15 protein-coding genes and 1 other annotated feature are annotated in these 17,702 nt (G+C 31.6%); all 15 genes read right to left on the minus strand.

The window, feature by feature from the left end:
- Window positions 1-126: 126 nt before the first annotated feature.
- A complete protein-coding gene (locus tag CD111_RS02145) occupies window positions 127-405 on the minus strand; it encodes a hypothetical protein (RefSeq protein ID WP_095087572.1) in 279 nt (92 codons plus the stop codon).
- Window positions 406-449: 44 nt separating this feature from the next.
- On the minus strand, window positions 450-1,172 hold the full coding sequence (gene radC, locus CD111_RS02150; RefSeq protein WP_095087569.1) for a RadC family protein: 723 nt from the start codon (window positions 1,170-1,172) through the stop codon (window positions 450-452).
- Window positions 1,173-1,181: 9 nt separating this feature from the next.
- Window positions 1,182-1,886, minus strand: coding sequence for a prepilin peptidase (locus CD111_RS12910; protein WP_095087566.1), 705 nt, complete (start codon window positions 1,884-1,886; stop codon window positions 1,182-1,184).
- A gap of 409 nt (window positions 1,887-2,295) precedes the next feature.
- On the minus strand, window positions 2,296-3,693 hold the full coding sequence (locus CD111_RS02160; RefSeq protein ID WP_095087563.1) for a YfcC family protein: 1,398 nt from the start codon (window positions 3,691-3,693) through the stop codon (window positions 2,296-2,298).
- A 168-nt stretch (window positions 3,694-3,861) separates the two neighbouring features.
- Complete coding sequence (locus CD111_RS02165; protein ID WP_095087560.1) at window positions 3,862-5,127, minus strand: bifunctional folylpolyglutamate synthase/dihydrofolate synthase; 1,266 nt, start codon at window positions 5,125-5,127, stop codon at window positions 3,862-3,864.
- A gap of 8 nt (window positions 5,128-5,135) precedes the next feature.
- Window positions 5,136-7,766: a valine--tRNA ligase gene (locus tag CD111_RS02170; RefSeq protein ID WP_095087557.1), complete on the minus strand. Its 2,631-nt coding sequence runs from the start codon at window positions 7,764-7,766 to the stop codon at window positions 5,136-5,138.
- Window positions 7,767-7,806: 40 nt separating this feature from the next.
- Window positions 7,807-8,013, minus strand: a binding site (T-box leader).
- Window positions 8,014-8,080: 67 nt separating this feature from the next.
- Window positions 8,081-9,139 carry an AbrB family transcriptional regulator gene (locus CD111_RS02175; RefSeq protein ID WP_095087554.1) on the minus strand — a complete coding sequence of 353 codons (1,059 nt, stop codon included), beginning with the start codon at window positions 9,137-9,139 and terminating at the stop codon, window positions 8,081-8,083.
- Window positions 9,140-9,368: 229 nt separating this feature from the next.
- Window positions 9,369-10,568 carry a staphylopine family metallophore export MFS transporter CntE gene (cntE, locus tag CD111_RS02180; RefSeq protein WP_095087552.1) on the minus strand — a complete coding sequence of 400 codons (1,200 nt, stop codon included), beginning with the start codon at window positions 10,566-10,568 and terminating at the stop codon, window positions 9,369-9,371.
- Window positions 10,569-10,582: 14 nt separating this feature from the next.
- Window positions 10,583-11,329, minus strand: coding sequence for an ABC transporter ATP-binding protein (locus CD111_RS02185; protein ID WP_095087550.1), 747 nt, complete (start codon window positions 11,327-11,329; stop codon window positions 10,583-10,585).
- On the minus strand, window positions 11,316-12,143 hold the full coding sequence (gene cntD / locus CD111_RS02190; RefSeq protein WP_095090108.1) for a staphylopine uptake ABC transporter ATP-binding protein CntD: 828 nt from the start codon (window positions 12,141-12,143) through the stop codon (window positions 11,316-11,318). Before cntD ends, CD111_RS02185 begins: the two co-directional genes overlap by 14 nt.
- Window positions 12,143-13,009 carry a staphylopine uptake ABC transporter permease subunit CntC gene (gene cntC / locus CD111_RS02195; RefSeq protein ID WP_095087548.1) on the minus strand — a complete coding sequence of 289 codons (867 nt, stop codon included), beginning with the start codon at window positions 13,007-13,009 and terminating at the stop codon, window positions 12,143-12,145. Before cntC ends, cntD begins: the two co-directional genes overlap by 1 nt.
- A 1-nt stretch (window position 13,010) precedes the next feature.
- The gene (opp1B, locus tag CD111_RS02200) at window positions 13,011-13,943 is read right to left on the minus strand and encodes a nickel/cobalt ABC transporter permease (RefSeq protein WP_095087546.1); all 933 of its coding nucleotides are present in this window, start codon (window positions 13,941-13,943) and stop codon (window positions 13,011-13,013) included.
- Between the two features lie 11 nt (window positions 13,944-13,954).
- Window positions 13,955-15,553 carry a staphylopine-dependent metal ABC transporter substrate-binding lipoprotein gene (gene cntA / locus CD111_RS02205; protein ID WP_095087544.1) on the minus strand — a complete coding sequence of 533 codons (1,599 nt, stop codon included), beginning with the start codon at window positions 15,551-15,553 and terminating at the stop codon, window positions 13,955-13,957.
- Entirely contained in the window at window positions 15,546-16,871 is a 1,326-nt protein-coding gene (cntM, locus tag CD111_RS02210) for a staphylopine biosynthesis dehydrogenase (RefSeq protein WP_371868718.1), read from the minus strand. The genes cntA and cntM overlap by 8 nt, the downstream gene beginning before the upstream one ends.
- A complete protein-coding gene (gene cntL, locus CD111_RS02215) occupies window positions 16,867-17,700 on the minus strand; it encodes a staphylopine biosynthesis enzyme CntL (RefSeq protein WP_095087540.1) in 834 nt (277 codons plus the stop codon). The genes cntM and cntL overlap by 5 nt, the downstream gene beginning before the upstream one ends.
- Window positions 17,701-17,702 lie beyond the last annotated feature (2 nt).

Below are 17,702 nucleotides of genomic sequence, written 5' to 3' on the forward strand. Positions count from 1 at the left end.
ATTGTATACTTGTTATTCTGTCTATAGTTTCTCATTGTCACTACCTCCTTTCTTTATAAATTTAAATTAATCATATTATGATATCTTATTAAAGTCAACACAATTTTCAAAAAATTCCAACATTATCTATTTGTTTAATAATTTTTGTAAAAATAATATTGTTAATGAAACCAATATTCCCCATACTACACTTGCTCCAATTGAAGCAATTACAAACATAAAACTTAAACCATCATGCTTACTTGTTAAAGTATTGATAATGGAAGCAAAAGTCATTCCCAAAATGCTCAATGCAAATAATATTATAAAGTCTTTCCTGTTAATCTTCTGTTTACTTTTTCTTTGGAAAATCGAAATAATATAAAGTACTGGCAAAATCACTAAAATAAATGTAATAATTTGCAACTTCAAAACTCCTGTCAATATTTTACTTATATTATACCATTCAATTAAGGAATTGGTTCATTTAAATCTAAATCAATTTCTTCATTTGATATATACTCTTCTTCAAAAATACTGACAAATTTACCATCACCTATTATGATGTGGTCTAACAAATTTATTCCCATTAAGTTACAACAATATAAAAGCCGCTTCGTTGTTTTAATATCTTCTAATGATGGTGTGGGATCGCCACTCGGATGATTATGTACAATAACAATAGAAGCTGCTGAATGTTTGATTGCTTCTCTCAATAAATCTCTTGGATGAACAACTGCCATATCGAGTGATCCAATGAATATAGATTGCTCATGTATGATTTGATTCTTAGTGTTGAGTAATAATGCCACAAAATGTTCTTGTTTCAAATATCTTAACTTCTCCATTAAGTAATTAGCCACATCTTTCGGTTCATTAATTTCATATTTATCGAGTATCGTATTCATGTGCATTCTTTTAGCAAATTCTATTACAGCCAGAATAGTTAATGCTTTCTTCTCACCAATTCCATTCACTGATTGTAATTCCGCTAAAGTTAAAAATCTTAACTCTCTCATGTTATGAACTAAATTCAGGACATGATTTGCACACTCTAAACTTGAAAACTGTTTACTACCAGAGTTAATAATAATTGCTAATAACTCTCTATTTGAAAGCTTATCTGGTCCATATAATTTAAGACGTTCTCTCGGCTTATCTTCTTCTTGCAAATCTCTAATCTTAATCGACATAATACCCTCCTAAAAACATAAAAATATTTGATTTTTAATATTGAAAACTACTATAGTTGCTGTTGCAATAAAAGGTACTAAAGGTACACATTTCAACCTTGTTTTGCGCATTAACATATGAATTAGCACATATAAGCCAGCAGCAAAAAACGTAAACGTGAAAATAAGTAAAAACTGATACCAATCCATTATCAGTGACATGATAGACAATAATTTAATATCTCCATAACCAATCCCTTTATTTGATATAAAATACAACACATGTAGCATAAATATGATGTAACATGAACTTTGGAAATGAATTTGTGAATGTGCGAACATTACAATTTCAACGATCAACATAACAAATAGCATATGGTTAGGTATAACTAAACATTTAATATCGTAGAATGAAAGCGGTATTAAAAATATCATTAACAGGTAATATAATTTTGTTTCATCCAATAAAGGTGAAAAAACAGGCAATAAAAATAACAATCCTAAAAGTATTTCAACAATCAACAAATCCCGTGGTATCTTCGCATGACAATAGCGACACCTTCCATTTAAATATAGAAAACTTGCTATAGGTATTAAATCAAGAAATTTTAATTTATGTTCACAAGTCATACACTTTGAACGTTTAGTTAAAACTGAAAAATTAATATTTGATATGCAAACAAAATGGTACATGAAGCTCGCCATACAAATACCCAATACAAACAAAATCAGCATGAGGATTCATCCCTTTCATTTATATATATCAATATAGCAAAAGTCATATAAATGGCCTAATTACATAATTTCAAATAAAACATGTTAAAATTCTATAAATCACATCATCCTAAACAGAAATTCAGAATAAATATATACGTATTGAGTCATTTTTGATTTTACATATATATTGAATATATTGGGGCTTCTGAGAAAAGTATACATAGGCTAAATGAAATATTTGTAGTTCAAAAAAGCAAGCAGAAATCGAATTTTATCGAAAAGATTCCGCTTGCCCACTTCAGAAAAACTAATTAGAATTTAAAACCTTTATTTAAAGCTTATTTCAGTTTAGCACTATAAAGTAAGGTTGAGATGAATCCAAATATCTCAACTCATTTTTATTGCAATAATGCTCATAATATTATTATCAATATCCAAGCGCCAGTGCGATAAATATACCCACTAAGCAAATGACTACCCATATCAACAATAATTTCCAAATAAATTTTACCCATTGAATATATGAAATACCGGCAACTGCTAATCCCCCCATTAAAGATGCTGAAGTAGGAAATATACTATTACTCACTGCATCACCATATTGAAAGGCTAAAACTGCCATTTGACGATTAATACTTAAAATATCAGATATAGGAACCATTAAAGGCATGGTAGTCATGGCCTGACCTGATCCTGAAGGGATAAAGAAGTTTAATATCATCTGAATGATAAACATCGTACCTACTGTTATACTTGCCGGTAAATCCTGAATTGTATTTGTGAGATAATAAACAATTGTGTCGATTATCTTTCCATTTTCAAGAACGACTACGATACCTTTAGCAAACCCAACAATCAGTGCACCAAATAAAATTGATTTCATACCATCAATAAGTGCATCAAAAGTTCCATTAAATCCTAACCCACCTATAAATCCAGCAAAAAGACCAGCCAATAAAAAATTGGCACTCATCTCATTGAATGACCATCCAAATTTAAAAATACCATACACATTAAAACAAATTGCAGAGATTAAAAGTACAAGACAAATCAACTGTCTCTTTGTAAATCTGCCTATTTCATCTTCATTTTTAGAAATATGACGTGCTTCTTGTTCTAAATCATAAACTAAGCTTTTAGTTGGATCTTGTTTGATTTTCCGACCGTACATCATGACATAAATGATGCCAACAATTAAAATACAAATATATATAATCGTTCTGAATTCCCAACCAGAAAACAGAGGAATTTCAGCGATTTTTTGTGCAATTCCAACGGTAAATGGATTTAACATGCCACCTAGAAATCCTGCGGCTGCTCCCATTATAATCATTGCTGCACCAGTCATCGCATCATAACCAACTGCCCTTGCAATTGCGATACCGATAGGCACAAATATTATCGTTTCTTCCGCTAGTCCAATTGAAAATCCTAACAGAGAGAATATAAACATCGTTAATGGAATCATCAACTTACCATTTTTACCTAAACGATGCATAGCGGCGTTGACACCATTTGTTATGGCCCCCGTTTCGTGAATAATACCAAAAGCACCACCAACTAGAAATATGTAAAAAATAATATCTGCTCCACTTATTAAACCAGCAGGAATAGATCTAAAAATTTCTAAAAATCCAGAAGGTTCACTTGCTACAAAGTGAAATGTACCTGAAACGACCTCTTCTCTATCGTTAATAGTTTTTCGATCAAATTCTCCTGATGGTATAACATAAGTTAATAAACAACTAATCGCTATTATAAAAATCAAAATAGCATATGTATGCGGATTTTTAAATCTAATTTTGTATTTATTTTTAGTTGTCATATTACAACCCCCTATATATTAATATTACACTATTTTTCAGAAAATATTGACAATAAATCAGATATTTCTATTTTGAGGGCAAAAATTTTCGCTTATAAATGTGTCATCATCATAAAAAATCCATCCTATAAATTAGACATATCATCTAATTATAGAATGGATTTTACTTTATATATTTGAAAACAATTTTCTTACTTCACTAATAAAATATAAACTACCTGTTACGAAAAGTAATTCACCGTCATATTCATTTATGAACGTGTTATAATCTTCTACTTTTACGACATTAGGATGTTCTATATTTTGATATAACGTTTCTATAGACAAAGCCTTAGGAAAATCAAAAGTCGTAACATAAAAACGATTTGTAATTTCTTCTAAACTGTTTAACATCTTACCGATTGGTTTACCATCTATTGCAGCAAAGAGTATATCAACTTGTTTGTTTGGATAATATTCTCTAATTGTATCTACAAGTGCATCGATGCTTTCTTTGTTATGTGCACCATCTACATATATTACCGGATTTTCATTTACTCTTTCGATACGACCTTTCCAAGTAACGTTTTCTATCGCATCTATCATTTTATTAAAGTCTAATTGAATTAAACCTCTATGATACATTTCTATTAATGCCGTTATCGCTAATGATGCATTTTCATGCTGATGTTTGCCAATCATTTTTAACTGAATGTTTTCAAGTTCATAATTTTCATATCGATATGTGAACTCATCATTATCAGAAACTAAATTGATATCTCTATCTAGTTCTAGACCTTTATTATGATGGCTTTCTATTCTATCTCTAACAAAATGAAGTGCGTCTTTAGGTTTAACTGCATAAACTAATGGAACACTAGGTTTAATGACACCAGCTTTTTCTCTTGCTATATCCATATAAGTGTCACCTAATATATTGGTGTGATCTAGTCCAATACTCGTCAACACTGTAATAATAGGTTGAAATACATTTGTAGAATCATTTAAAGCACCTAAGCCAGCTTCTACAACTACAAAGTCAACTGGATGAACAGTTCCAAAGTATACAAACATCATTAATGTAATAACTTCAAATTCAGTTGCAGGGCCTAATTCTGTTTCATTATCTAGTCTTTCTGTAACTGACTTAACAATATCAACTAAATGAATCAATTCCTCGTCATCTATTGGGTTGCCATTTAAGCTTATTCTTTCATTAAAAGTAATAATATAAGGAGAAGTAAAAGTCCCAACTTCATAGTTATTTGCCATTAATGCGTCGCGTAAATAACTTACAGTAGAGCCTTTACCATTCGTTCCTACGACATGAATGCCTTCAATTTTATCCTGTGGATTATTTAATTGATTGAGCATCCATTCCATTCTTTTAACACCTGGTTTAATTCCAAATTTAGTGCGCTCATGTATCCAATTTAAACTATCTAAATAATTCATTAGCTTTCCTAGCCTTTCAATTGTTCGATTCTTGTTAGTACACCATCATATCTTTCTTGGTATGTCTTTTTCTTTTCTTTTTCTTCATTGATGATTTTTTCAGGTGCTTTAGATACAAATTTTTCATTGCTTAGCTTTTTGTTTACGCGATCTAATTCTTTTTGCCATTTATTTAATTCTTGTTCAAGTCTTTCGATTTCTTTATCCATATCGATTAATCCTTCAAGCGGTAAAATGACAGTTGCACCAAATACGACTTCAGTCATTGCTTTTTCAGGAATATCTATTTTTGTTTCAATTATTAATTCACTTGGATTACAAAAACGTGTTAAGTAATCTTTATTATTTAATAATTGTGATTTAACTTCTTCATCTTTAGCTTCGATATGAATTGGTACTTCTTTAGACATTGGTGTATTAACTTCTCTTCTTGCTTGTCTCACTGATTTAATGATTTCAACTAATAATTGCATTGAAACTTTACTATTTTCATTTGAAAGTTCTGGTCTTACTTCTGGCCATGAAGCTTGAATAATTGTTTCTCCTTCATGTGGTAATGATTGCCAAATATGTTCCGTAACAAATGGCATGAATGGATGTAACATACGCATTATTTGATCTAATGTATATGCTAAAACTGATCGTGTCATTTGTTTCTTATCTTCGTCATCTCCGTTCATTGGTATCTTACTCATTTCGATATACCAATCACAGAATTCATCCCAAATAAAGTTGTATAATGCGCGACCAACTTCACCAAATTCATATTTATCACTTAATTCCGTAACATTAGCAATCGTTTCATTTAAACGTGTTAATATCCATTCGTCTGCAACAGATTTTTCACCAGAAAGGTTGATATTTTCATATTTAAATTTGTCTCCAATATTCATTATACTAAATCTAGAGGCATTCCAAATTTTATTTATAAAGTTCCAAACCGCTTCGACTTTTTCTGTTGAGTAACGAAGGTCATGTCCTGGAGATGATCCAGTAGCCAAGAAATATCTTAAACTATCAGCACCATACTCTTCTATCACGTCCATCGGGTCTACGCCGTTTCCTAATGACTTACTCATTTTTCTACCATCTTCTGCTCTCACTAAACCGTGTAATAAAACATCGTTGAATGGTTTTTGATCAGTAAATTCTAAGCCTTGGAATATCATTCTTGATACCCAGAAGAATATAATATCATATCCTGTAACCAATGAATTCGTAGGGTAATAACGTTTAAAATCTTCACTGTTTTCATCTGGCCAACCTAAAGTTGAAAATGGCCATAAAGCTGAACTAAACCATGTGTCTAATACATCCTCATCTTGAGTCCAATTAGCACTGTCACTTGGTGGTTCTTCTCCAACATAAATTTCACCAGTTTCATTATGATACCATGCAGGTATTTGATGTCCCCACCATAATTGACGAGAGATTGTCCAATCACGAATATTCTCCATCCATCTATTAAATGTACCTTCAAAACGATCCGGTACAAAATTAATGCGATTATCTGTTTCTTGATTTGCTAATGCTTGTTTAGCTAAAGGTTCCATTTTAACGAACCATTGTGTTGATAAATACGGTTCTACAACTGCACCACTACGTTCTGAATGACCTACTGAATGTACATGTTCTTCTATCTTAACTAATTCACCTGAATTCTTTAAGTCTTCAACTAATTGTTTACGACATTCGAATCGATCAAGTCCTGCATATTTACCGGCAAATTCATTCATAGTGCCATCTTCATTCATAACATTAATTTTCTCTAATTGATGTCTTTCTCCTATTTCAAAGTCATTAGGATCATGTGCTGGTGTAACTTTCATTGCACCACTACCAAATTCCATGTCTACATAATCATCTGCAATGATAGGTAATTCTCTTTCAATTATAGGTAACATAACTGTTTTGCCTATTAAATTTTTATAACGCTCATCATCTGGATTTACCACAATTGCAGTGTCACCCAACATTGTTTCTGGACGAGTAGTAGCTATTTCAATGGAACCTTCACCATTACTAAATGGATATTCAATATGATAAAAATGACCTGTAATATCTTCATGTATAACTTCGATGTCTGATATTGCAGTCTTAGTTTGTGGATCCCAGTTTATAATTCTTTCACCACGATAAATTAAACCTTTATTGTACATATCAACAAAGACTTTTTTTACTGCTTGAGAAAGACCTTCATCTAACGTAAATCTTTCACGGCTATAATCTAAACCTAAACCTAATTTAGCCCATTGTGCTCTAATGAAATCTGCATATTCTTCTTTCCAATTCCATGCATGTTCTAAGAATTTTTCTCGTCCAATATCATGTCTTGTAATACCTTGTTCATTAAGTCTAGCTTCTACTTTAGCTTGAGTTGCTATACCTGCATGGTCCATACCAGGTAAATACAAAGTGTCATAACCTTGCATTCTCTTCATTCTTGTCAAAATATCTTGTAACGTTGTATCCCATGCATGACCTAAATGTAATTTCCCAGTTACATTTGGAGGTGGAATAACAATTGTATACGTTTCTTTATCTTTATCTTCACTTGGTTTGAAGTAATCATTATCTAACCATTTTTGATAACGACCTTCTTCAACTTTCTTCGGATTATATTTAGATTCCATTTCCATTTAAATCACTCCTTTAAAATATAAAAAATCCGCCCTATAAACATAGGACGGATAAGACCGTGGTACCACCTAAATTCAATATAAATCATTATATTGCACTCTAACGATTATCGCTCGCACACGCATTAACCTACTTTGTTTCAATTAACGTTCTCATTAAGGCTACCTTCAATCATGAATACTATGCATTCACACCAACCATGCACTCTCTATAAATAGTCAATGACCTACTCTTCCTTGATAAATATTTAATTAACTTAATAATATAAGTTGTTACTATATAAGTCAATATTGATTCAAATTTATTTCCATATTTATCTAGTGCGTTTTGTTAAAAATATTTTTATTAATGGTGCAATGATCAATAAAATAAAGAATATCCTAAATATATGATAACTAGAAATCATCGCTACATCCCCACCTGTTTCTAGAGCTACAACTATGATTTGTGCCATTCCACCAGGTGCAGCACTTAAAAATAAATCATTGATATTATCATTGATAAATAACTGAAATAGAAATACTAGCAAAAATGCACCAACAATAAGTGAAATATTTTGAAATGCAATCGCAAAAATTGTTTTCTTATTTAAATTATTTATTAAATCTGCAATTTGTACACCTATCCTTATACCAAATAAAATTTGTGCAAATATAATAAATTCATAATTAAGTGTAAACACTTGTCCAGTTGATAAATTCCAAGTTAATAAGATAAAAATTGGAGCAAGCAATTGTGGAACAGGTATGCGGAGCCTATTAAATATGATAAACAGGACTATAATCCCAATTAAGATTATGAGTAAGCCTTGTATATTAAGTACATGGAATATAGAGGGAGCTTTGGTTATTTGTTCTGCTTTATCACTTTTATCACTGAATATTGCAGAAATAATCGGTACGAGTATGACAACAAACATGATTCTTGATGTTTGCGTTAAAGTTACTATGAGTAAGTCTGCTTTCTTATTCTCTTCTGCCATAACAACCATTTGACTTAATGCGCCTGGTATTGCACTTAGTAGTGCTGTTTCAAATGTGACACCTGCGATTTTTTTAAATATCACTGACACTAATAATGCAATAATCAAAATAAAAACAGACATCAAAACAATCTGTAACCACTCTTGTTTAATATCATTTAATACTACTGGTGTAAATGTAGAACCCATCTGTACACCTAAAATTAATAACCCTAAATTCCCTAACCATACTGGCCATATAACTTTCTTTTTCAGTAGTTTGATAACAATTAAACTAGCCAATATCGGACCGAATAACCATGGTAATATCATATGGATACTTTGAAGAATTAACCCAAGGGCAATCGCTAGAACACTAACAATTAATATACTCCATTTATTTTGGTTCATAACTTAACACCTCATATAAATTATATCACTAATATGGATTATATTTTACCCAACAACACAATTTATATAATAGAAACAGATGAATTTATAGACGTAAAAAAACTGATAAATCTTAATGAATATATCCATTCACAAGATTTATCAGTTTCGATGTATTAAAGCATTCCCAACTTTAATACTTAATCTATAAATATTAACCCGTTCCCTTAAAACTAAATTATATTTCGAACTAATCTGTTTTTACTGCTCCCTCAATAAAACTTGGTCTCTTCTCATAACTATAGAACATAATGCTGGCAATGAATAATGTACATATTAAATACATCATATGATAACTTGTTAAATCTGCAATTGGACCCATTAAAACCCCACCAAGTGATACACCTAAATCTGCAGTAGCAATAAATAACCCGATTAACATATTTCTCCCTGCCTTTGGCAAAACAAAGCTTAAAAATGATGTTAAAGTAGGATAAATCATTGCTTGTGAAATACCAACAAGCACTGCCCCTACATAAAGTGCTACAACACCTATATATGGTGAAAGTCCTATTAATCCTGTTGAAACCATCAACACACACAATATACTCATCATAAATTTCACATGCCACTTTCCATCAGATGGTATGATTTTTCTTAAATAAAAGCGAGATAACACTACAGTTATCGCCTGTAACATTAAGAATGTACCAGCATTTCCCATCTTTGTTTGGAGTGTAAATAACGGTATGAAAGTTGTCACAGCACCAAAACCTATTGAAGCAACTAACATAATGATTCCAGATTTAAGTAAATGTGGATTTTTAAAAAATTGCATAAATACGGATACTGGTCCATATGGTGTTTTCTCCAAATTTGGCTCTGTTTGTCTCTCTTCACTATCCATTGTTGCACTAAAACCGAATACAGCAGTTATGAGCGCTATTGCAATCATGATAATCATAAAGTAGCTCATATCATTTGTATGCCAAATGTTCACGGCTATTATCGGCCCTATAATACCTGGCATATACGAAAACAATGAATATAAGGAAATGCCTTGTGATCTATCCTTTTCAGGCAATGCATCAATGATACCAATTTGCAAAGACATCGAGAAAAATGCTGTACATATACCTTGCATAATACGTGCTATAAAGTATCCTTCTAATTCTGTAAAACTATAAATTACCAAAGCTATACCATTGATAACGAGAATGATGCGCAATATTTTCAATGGCCCTATTTGTGAAATAAGCTGCCCAGCCCATGGTCTAAACACCATAGCCGTTAACATATATGCGCCCATAATTATACCAATTGTAGTATTATTAGCTCCTAAATCATGACCTCGCAATGGAATCATAACATTTAAAATAGCGTTAGCACTAAAGAAGAATAATGCTAAAATATACAACCTCAAAAAAGGCCACGTTAATGCACCTTTCATTTATGTTATCCTCCTTATGTTATCAATTGTTTTTCTAATAGTGCGTTTGTGTAAGGATGTGTTGAGTCTTTCAAATTTGATATATGTAGTGACTCTTGTATTAAACCATCTTTAAAAATAATTAAATCTTCGCAAATATATGTAGCAGCTTGTATATCATGTGTTATAAAGATATAACTTACACCATACAATGCACGCAATTCTATTAACAAGTTTAAAATTTGTGTTTGTATCGACATATCTAATGAACTAATAGCTTCATCTAATAATACATAATCTGGTTTCATAATCATTGCACGAGCTATAGCAACACGTTGAGCTTCTCCACCTGATAACATATGTGGATATAAATTTAAATAACTTTCATCTAAACCAACTGCTTTTAATATTTCTACAATTTCTTTGTCAATTTCACTTTTAGATTTAGCGTTATGTATTACCTTTAAAGGTTCTTTAATAACGTCTTCCACCTTAAAATATGGATGAATAGATGATTTATAATTTTGAAAAACTGCGCTCACACGTCCTTTTCGGACACTTTTATTGTAGACTGGCTTACCATCTAACGTAACAATGCCAGAATCAGGTTTTTCAATTCCAACAATCATACGGCCAAGCGTAGATTTCCCACTCCCACTCTCACCTATAATGCCAATACTTTTTCCTGATTCACAATTAAAGGATACACCTTTCACAATTGGACGCTTTTGTTTTAATTTGCCACGACCATATGATTTTTTAACGCGATTAATGTTCAACATCATCTTCACCTCGTATTATATGTTGAAATTGTTCTGTAATTTGTGCTCTTGAAGAAATTAAATAACGCGTATAGTCATGTTTAGGGTTTTGTAATACTTCATTCACTGTACCCGTTTCAATAATATCTCCATCTTTCATGACAACAATATCATCGGCGACTTTTTTTACAACTGCTAAATCATGCGAAATAAATATTACACCAACATTTGATAAAGCCTGAATTTCATTGAATTGTTCAAGTACATCATATTGTGTCAACGTATCGAGCGCTGTAGTTGGTTCATCTGCAATTATAATATCTGGTTCTAAAGCGAGAGCTAAAGCAATCATTACTCTTTGCAACATACCTCCTGATAACTCATGAGGATATGCATTTAGAATACGTTCAGGTTCATTTAGTGATAATTGAGTCATTTTCCTCAATAATACTTCTCTAATTTTGTATTTTGACATCGAAGTATGCACATGCATTGTCTCATAAAGTTGTCGCCATATTACGCTTGATGGATCAAATGCCGTCGCACCTTGTTGCATAATCATTGCTATTTTCTTACCTCTGATTTTTCGTATATACGAAAAAGGAGCTTCTAACAAATTTATTCCATCAAACATGACTTGACCAGTTGCAACTAAATTACTGTCATTTAAACATAAAAGTGCCTTACTTGTAATCGATTTCCCACTGCCGCTTTCACCGATGATAGCTAAGGTTCTTCCACGAAAAACATTGAAATCACAATGATGTATTAAAACATCATTCGTATCCGAGTCAATTATAGATAGTTGGTTCACACTCAATATTGGAGATTCCATCATGTCATAATCCCTCGTTTCACTTGTTTTTTCTTCATATGTGTTGAAAACCTTGGATCAACAGCAATTTGTAGTGCATCACTTAAAAAATTAAATGCTAACACGATTATAATAATCGCAGCGCCAGGTGCAATAATCATTTCAGGATGACTAAACATAACTTTACGTGCTTCATTTAACATCATTCCCCATTCAGCGGTCGGGGCTTTTACGCCTAATCCTAAAAATGAAAATCCTGAAATTTGTAAAATCATAGATGAGATGGCACTACTTGATATCACAGCGATATCAGCTAAAGTTAACGGTACGATATGTTTCACAATAATATTAAAATGTGATATCCCAATTGTTCGTGCAAATTTCACATCATCCATCTCAACATATTGCATAACACTCGTTCTTATAATCCTTGAAAACCATGCCCAACGTGTCATGATAAAAGCAATCAGTATATTTTCTAAGCCAATTCCTAATATACCTATTAATGCAAGTGTCATTACATAACTTGGGAATGACAACATAACATCACAAATTCGCATAATAATTGAATCAACTATTCCTTTAAAATATCCAGCAATAAAACCTAACACACTCCCAATTCCGACTGAGATAATTAATGCAATCAAAACCATCAACAAACTTGGACGAATAGCAAAAATCAATCTAGATAATACATCTCGTCCTAAATGATCAGTACCTAGCCAGTGATCCAGACTGATACTATCAAATTTGTCTTCAATAGCTACTTCATTAGGAGGATATGGTGCAACATATGGTGCGAAAACACCTAATAATATATATAGCAATATAATTAAAATTGAAATAATTGCACCTTTATTTTGAAACAAACGTAATACAATAAACATATTAAGATCCCCCCCTTAACTTGGGGTTCAAATAAGCATTGATTACATCTGCTAAAGTATTAAACAATACGAAAAGCACTGAAATAATTAAGACATAAGCTTGTATAAATGGAAAATCTCTTTCTAATATGGCCTTAACACTTAATTGTCCTAACCCTGGCCATGCAAATATATTCTCTATCACGACCGTTCCACCTAATATAATCGGTATCGACATACAGAATATAGATATTGCTACTTGCATCGCATTTCTTAACACGTGCATAATGATATGCTTTTGTTTAATACCACTTGCACGTGCATATAATACATAATCTTGATTCAATTGATGAATCATTGAACTGCGAACATTTCTAAAATAAATACCAACATAGCCGATAACTATGACCGTAACAGGTAACACATAACTCATTGCACTTGTTAGTCCAGATGTCGGTAGTATATTTAACTTGACTGATATGAATATAATAAATATCGATGCCATTAAATAAGATGGTATTGCTGTTAAGATAAAGGCAATGATACGTATAGAGCGGTCAAAGAATGTACCTCTATATATTGCTGTAAATACACCTAATATAACTGAAAGAATAATAATGAATATACTCGAAACGAGCGTTAATTTAAGTGTATTCCAAAATGCTGGCAATATCCTATCTCCAACAGATTCGTCTGTTACATAACTATGCCCAAAATTGAATTGTAAAGCGTCAGTTAGCCAATGCCAATATTGCATTAGAAATGGTTGATCTAGACCATATTTAACTCTAGTTTCAACTAATAGTTGATCTGTTATTGTTGGGACTTCTTTTGCATGTAAAATAATGACTGCCGGATCTTCTTTAGATAAATGTGTTAACACAAATGTTAAAAAACTAATAATCAATAACATAGGTAGCATTAAAGCTAAACGTTTCATAATATACAAGGTCATAAAAATATTCCTTAGCGATAATCCATTTTTTCAAATGGCAACTCATATTGTGATTGCTTAAACTTAATACCTGTTAAATCTTCCGGTGCAATCACTGTCATTCCACCATAAGAAATCGGAATAAATACCGCTTCTTCATGTACAGTTTTCAAAATCTCATCGTACAACGTTTGTCGTTTAGCTTTATCAGTTGTCTTGAATACATTATCTATGTTTTGATATAATTCATTTTTATTTTTAATTCCTGAAGTTGCTGCTTTATACCCAGTATCACTTTTAAAAGCCGATACTGTACTTTGAGGATCATATTGTATGCCCCAAGTTTGATTGAATAATAAATCATAGTTACCTGTTGTTCTACGTTCAGCAATAGCATCTGACGTTTCGCCTACTATTTTCAATTCAATTCCTATATCTTTTAATTTAGCTTGGATAAATTCAGCTTCTTGTTTTTGACTACTTGAATGATTATCATAATAAACTGTTAGTTGTAATGGTTTACCATCTTTTTCACGTAATTTTTCTTTACCTTTCATTGTCCATCCTGCCTCATCTAATAACGCTTTAGATTTTTCTAAATCGTATCGACGTTCTGGTAAATCAACTTTTGCATATGGTATATTTTCAGAAAAAAGCTTGTGCGCTGGCTTCTCAGTATTGTTCAAAATTTTCTTCGCGATTTTTTCTTGATCAACTGCATGCCAAATTGCTTGTCTTACTGCTTTGTCCGAAATTGCATGATCTTTTTGACTTGAATTTGCGACAATCATTTTCGTATTCATAGGCTTACTACGTTTTAATTGATAATCATTTGATTCTGTTAACTTTTCTATTGCTTCATTATCTAAATTATCTGTTCCTCGATCATCTGTAAAAGCAAAGTTTACTTCACCTTTTTTTAATGCTAAAAATGATGTCTCACCTGCTGGTAATACTTTAGCTACGATTGATTTTAATTTAGGCATGCCCCCCCAGTATTGATCATTTCTCGTAAATTTTGCAGAGATGTCTTTTTTGTGTTCTTTTAATTTATAAGGACCTGTACCGATATATGAAGTTAATCCTTCTTTTGTGTTGCCATGTTTAAATGATTTTGGTGAAACAAAGACATATGGTCTTGTCATCGCTAATTCAGCAAGCGTTGGATAATAAGGTTCTTTTAACCTCATTTCGAACGTGTAATCATCTATTGCTTTTGTAGAATCTATGACAGTTGATAATTTGATCCATGAGTGTAACTTACTATTTGATTGAATTGCATCAAAATTTTTCTTAACTGCTTCTGCATTAAATTTTGTTCCATCATGAAAACTAACATCTTCACGCAAACGGAACGTATACGTCTTACCATCTTTCGAAATATCCCAAGATTTAGCAAGTAAAGGTTTAATCCCTTCTTGCGTATTATCTACAAGTGACTCATAAACCATACCTTGTGCTGACATAGATCCACCATATAAATGAGGATTCATATCTCCTATGTCTTTTACAGTAGCGTATGTTAAATTTTTATCGTTTCGTTTCTCTTCTAATTCTTTAGAATTACCACATGCTGCCATTACGAATGTAATCGAAATGAGTAAGGTTATTAATTTTGTTAATTTATTCATTGATGTCTACCTTTCTGACTTCCGTTTTTATTTTTAAATATTTTTGTATAAAAGTAATATCTTCTGCGAAATCTTGTTTATAGAATGATTGTGAAAATTGTTCGTTTCTATGTGTTTCTCGATAGTTTTTAACTTGTTGTTCATATCGGTCTATAAATCGATTAATCATAGGTGTTTCAATCTGTAAACTATGTCCGATTCCTTGAATAATTTTAGTGCGATAGTAGTCTTCACTAGGCATTCTAGGAACTTCCAGTTTCCCATCATCTTTACGAAATATTGTTTTAAAGGGTACACCAGAGAAATCAAAGTATCTTCCAGATTCGTCTGGCTCTGAAAAAGGATCAATTAAAATAGCCGTATAACGTACGTATAGAAGATATTCTTGATGAATAGCTGGCAAAGATTCAAAATGATGAATATCTGCTTTATCCATAGTTTCTTCACGAATTGGATAGTTCTCTTCAGTCATAAACTGAAGTAAATTTAATTCTGTAATATTTAAATGTTCTAATATTGTATTCATTTCTTGCCACATTAATCGCATTTCTCGAATTAATTGCATTGTAATGGGTCCTTCAGGAAATAACTTATACACATATATAGGAATGGATGTTGGCTCAAAAATCGCATTTAAGGCAATACTATTCATGAACAGCGCTGGATGTACATATAATGAGCTATTTCGTGATTCAGCCATTAATGGATTATTTGTCACTGTCAAAGATAGTCCAATTTGTTTAAAAAGTGATATAAGTATATTCATTGTAGGTGACGATTTATTTGTAGACCCTATATATAGATGTGTTTTAATACCTGTCGTAAGTACAATCGACGTTTTTTCATCTTCTATATGTCTCGTATCTCCTAAATATGTTGAAAAACTAATTACTTCTATCTCACTATGAGAATTCAATTGCTCAATTTGTCCTTTAACAATTAAATGTGATCCAAATGTTGGAGAAACGAGTATGACTTGCCGAATATTTTCTATCACTTTTAATGGTAATGACTGTATTACACTTCGATATGCATCCGCGGTAACTGCTAATACCAATGTGTCAAACACATGATTAACTTCGTTATAATCTTTATATAAATATGTTAATGTCGCTTCGCCTTCTACATTTAAATGACTACTATTTTGTACGTTTACTTCTACTTTATTTTCAGAATTAGCAGCTTCATAAAAAGCTTTAGCACGTTTCGAAATACTTGCACGTCCACATATTGAAATATTTGCATTGATATATTTTTGTAGTATCACTGCATATTGAACGGCAGTTGGACCAGTACCTGCGATTAATACGTCTTTAATCATGTATTTCACTTCTTTTAGTAGATTTTTTGTAAATTGCAATATCAAAGATTTGATCTGTTTGAAGGATTGTTTCTACACATTCCCACTTATTGGGATTTACATCTTCTTTCGGATAATTAAATAACGATTTCATGTGGTTTCCAAACCTCATCGAAACGATTACTTTCTCGTTTGTTATTGCATATAGTTCATCTAGAATTTCATATTTAATTGGTACAGTAGAACTGAAAATAATATGTGTTACATCACTAATATTACGAAGTTCATTTACTGTCTGATCGGTAATTTCAATTTGAGCTTCTGGTGCTAGAAAATCGACAACCTTCTTCCCATATTTCAATGCATTGTCATCTACATCTATTCCTATCACAGATGCACCTGTTTCTTTCACAACCTGTATCAAAGTCATGGGATATGCCCCTGAACCAATTAATAATACTGTATCATTTGAATTTATTGAAAATTGTCCAAATTCTTTATAGATACAATGCTCTATATTATCGAAATAATTTGTTTTTATATAATTACCTTCAATGAGAGATTTCGCACGGGCATTTTCAATTAATTTTACGCATTGTGCTGTTAATTCTTGTAACTGTTTAGTTATTGATTCGGCTGTTATTGGATTGATTTCCACCCAACTTTTAAATTGCTGTTGCCTTTCACTGCATAGTATAAATGCACTATAATCATCTATTAACTTTTCTAATGTTATGATAGATTCTTTCTTGTGTATGTCTATGTCATTAATAAAACATTCAAAACGCATTATGTAATCATTCAATTTGATTTCAATATCTTGTTTTTTTCTAATATCTACTTTCATAA

The sequence above is a fragment of the Mammaliicoccus stepanovicii genome (genome assembly GCF_002902525.1).
Classification (GTDB): domain Bacteria; phylum Bacillota; class Bacilli; order Staphylococcales; family Staphylococcaceae; genus Mammaliicoccus; species Mammaliicoccus stepanovicii.

What these genes read in the sequence shown, in the direction of transcription:
- radC (WP_095087569.1), bottom strand. Translation starts at nt 1,172, where the DNA reads ATGTCGATTAAGATTAGAGATTTGCAAGAAGAAGATAAGCCGAGAGAA.
- CD111_RS12910 (WP_095087566.1), bottom strand. Translation starts at nt 1,886, where the DNA reads ATGCTGATTTTGTTTGTATTGGGTATTTGTATGGCGAGCTTCATGTAC.
- CD111_RS02160 (WP_095087563.1), bottom strand. Translation starts at nt 3,693, where the DNA reads ATGACAACTAAAAATAAATACAAAATTAGATTTAAAAATCCGCATACA.
- CD111_RS02165 (WP_095087560.1), bottom strand. Translation starts at nt 5,127, where the DNA reads ATGAATTATTTAGATAGTTTAAATTGGATACATGAGCGCACTAAATTT.
- CD111_RS02170 (WP_095087557.1), bottom strand. Translation starts at nt 7,766, where the DNA reads ATGGAAATGGAATCTAAATATAATCCGAAGAAAGTTGAAGAAGGTCGT.
- CD111_RS02175 (WP_095087554.1), bottom strand. Translation starts at nt 9,139, where the DNA reads ATGAACCAAAATAAATGGAGTATATTAATTGTTAGTGTTCTAGCGATT.
- cntE (WP_095087552.1), bottom strand. Translation starts at nt 10,568, where the DNA reads ATGAAAGGTGCATTAACGTGGCCTTTTTTGAGGTTGTATATTTTAGCA.
- CD111_RS02185 (WP_095087550.1), bottom strand. Translation starts at nt 11,329, where the DNA reads ATGTTGAACATTAATCGCGTTAAAAAATCATATGGTCGTGGCAAATTA.
- cntD (WP_095090108.1), bottom strand. Translation starts at nt 12,143, where the DNA reads ATGGAATCTCCAATATTGAGTGTGAACCAACTATCTATAATTGACTCG.
- cntC (WP_095087548.1), bottom strand. Translation starts at nt 13,009, where the DNA reads ATGTTTATTGTATTACGTTTGTTTCAAAATAAAGGTGCAATTATTTCA.
- opp1B (WP_095087546.1), bottom strand. Translation starts at nt 13,943, where the DNA reads ATGACCTTGTATATTATGAAACGTTTAGCTTTAATGCTACCTATGTTA.
- cntA (WP_095087544.1), bottom strand. Translation starts at nt 15,553, where the DNA reads ATGAATAAATTAACAAAATTAATAACCTTACTCATTTCGATTACATTC.
- cntL (WP_095087540.1), bottom strand. Translation starts at nt 17,700, where the DNA reads ATGAAAGTAGATATTAGAAAAAAACAAGATATTGAAATCAAATTGAAT.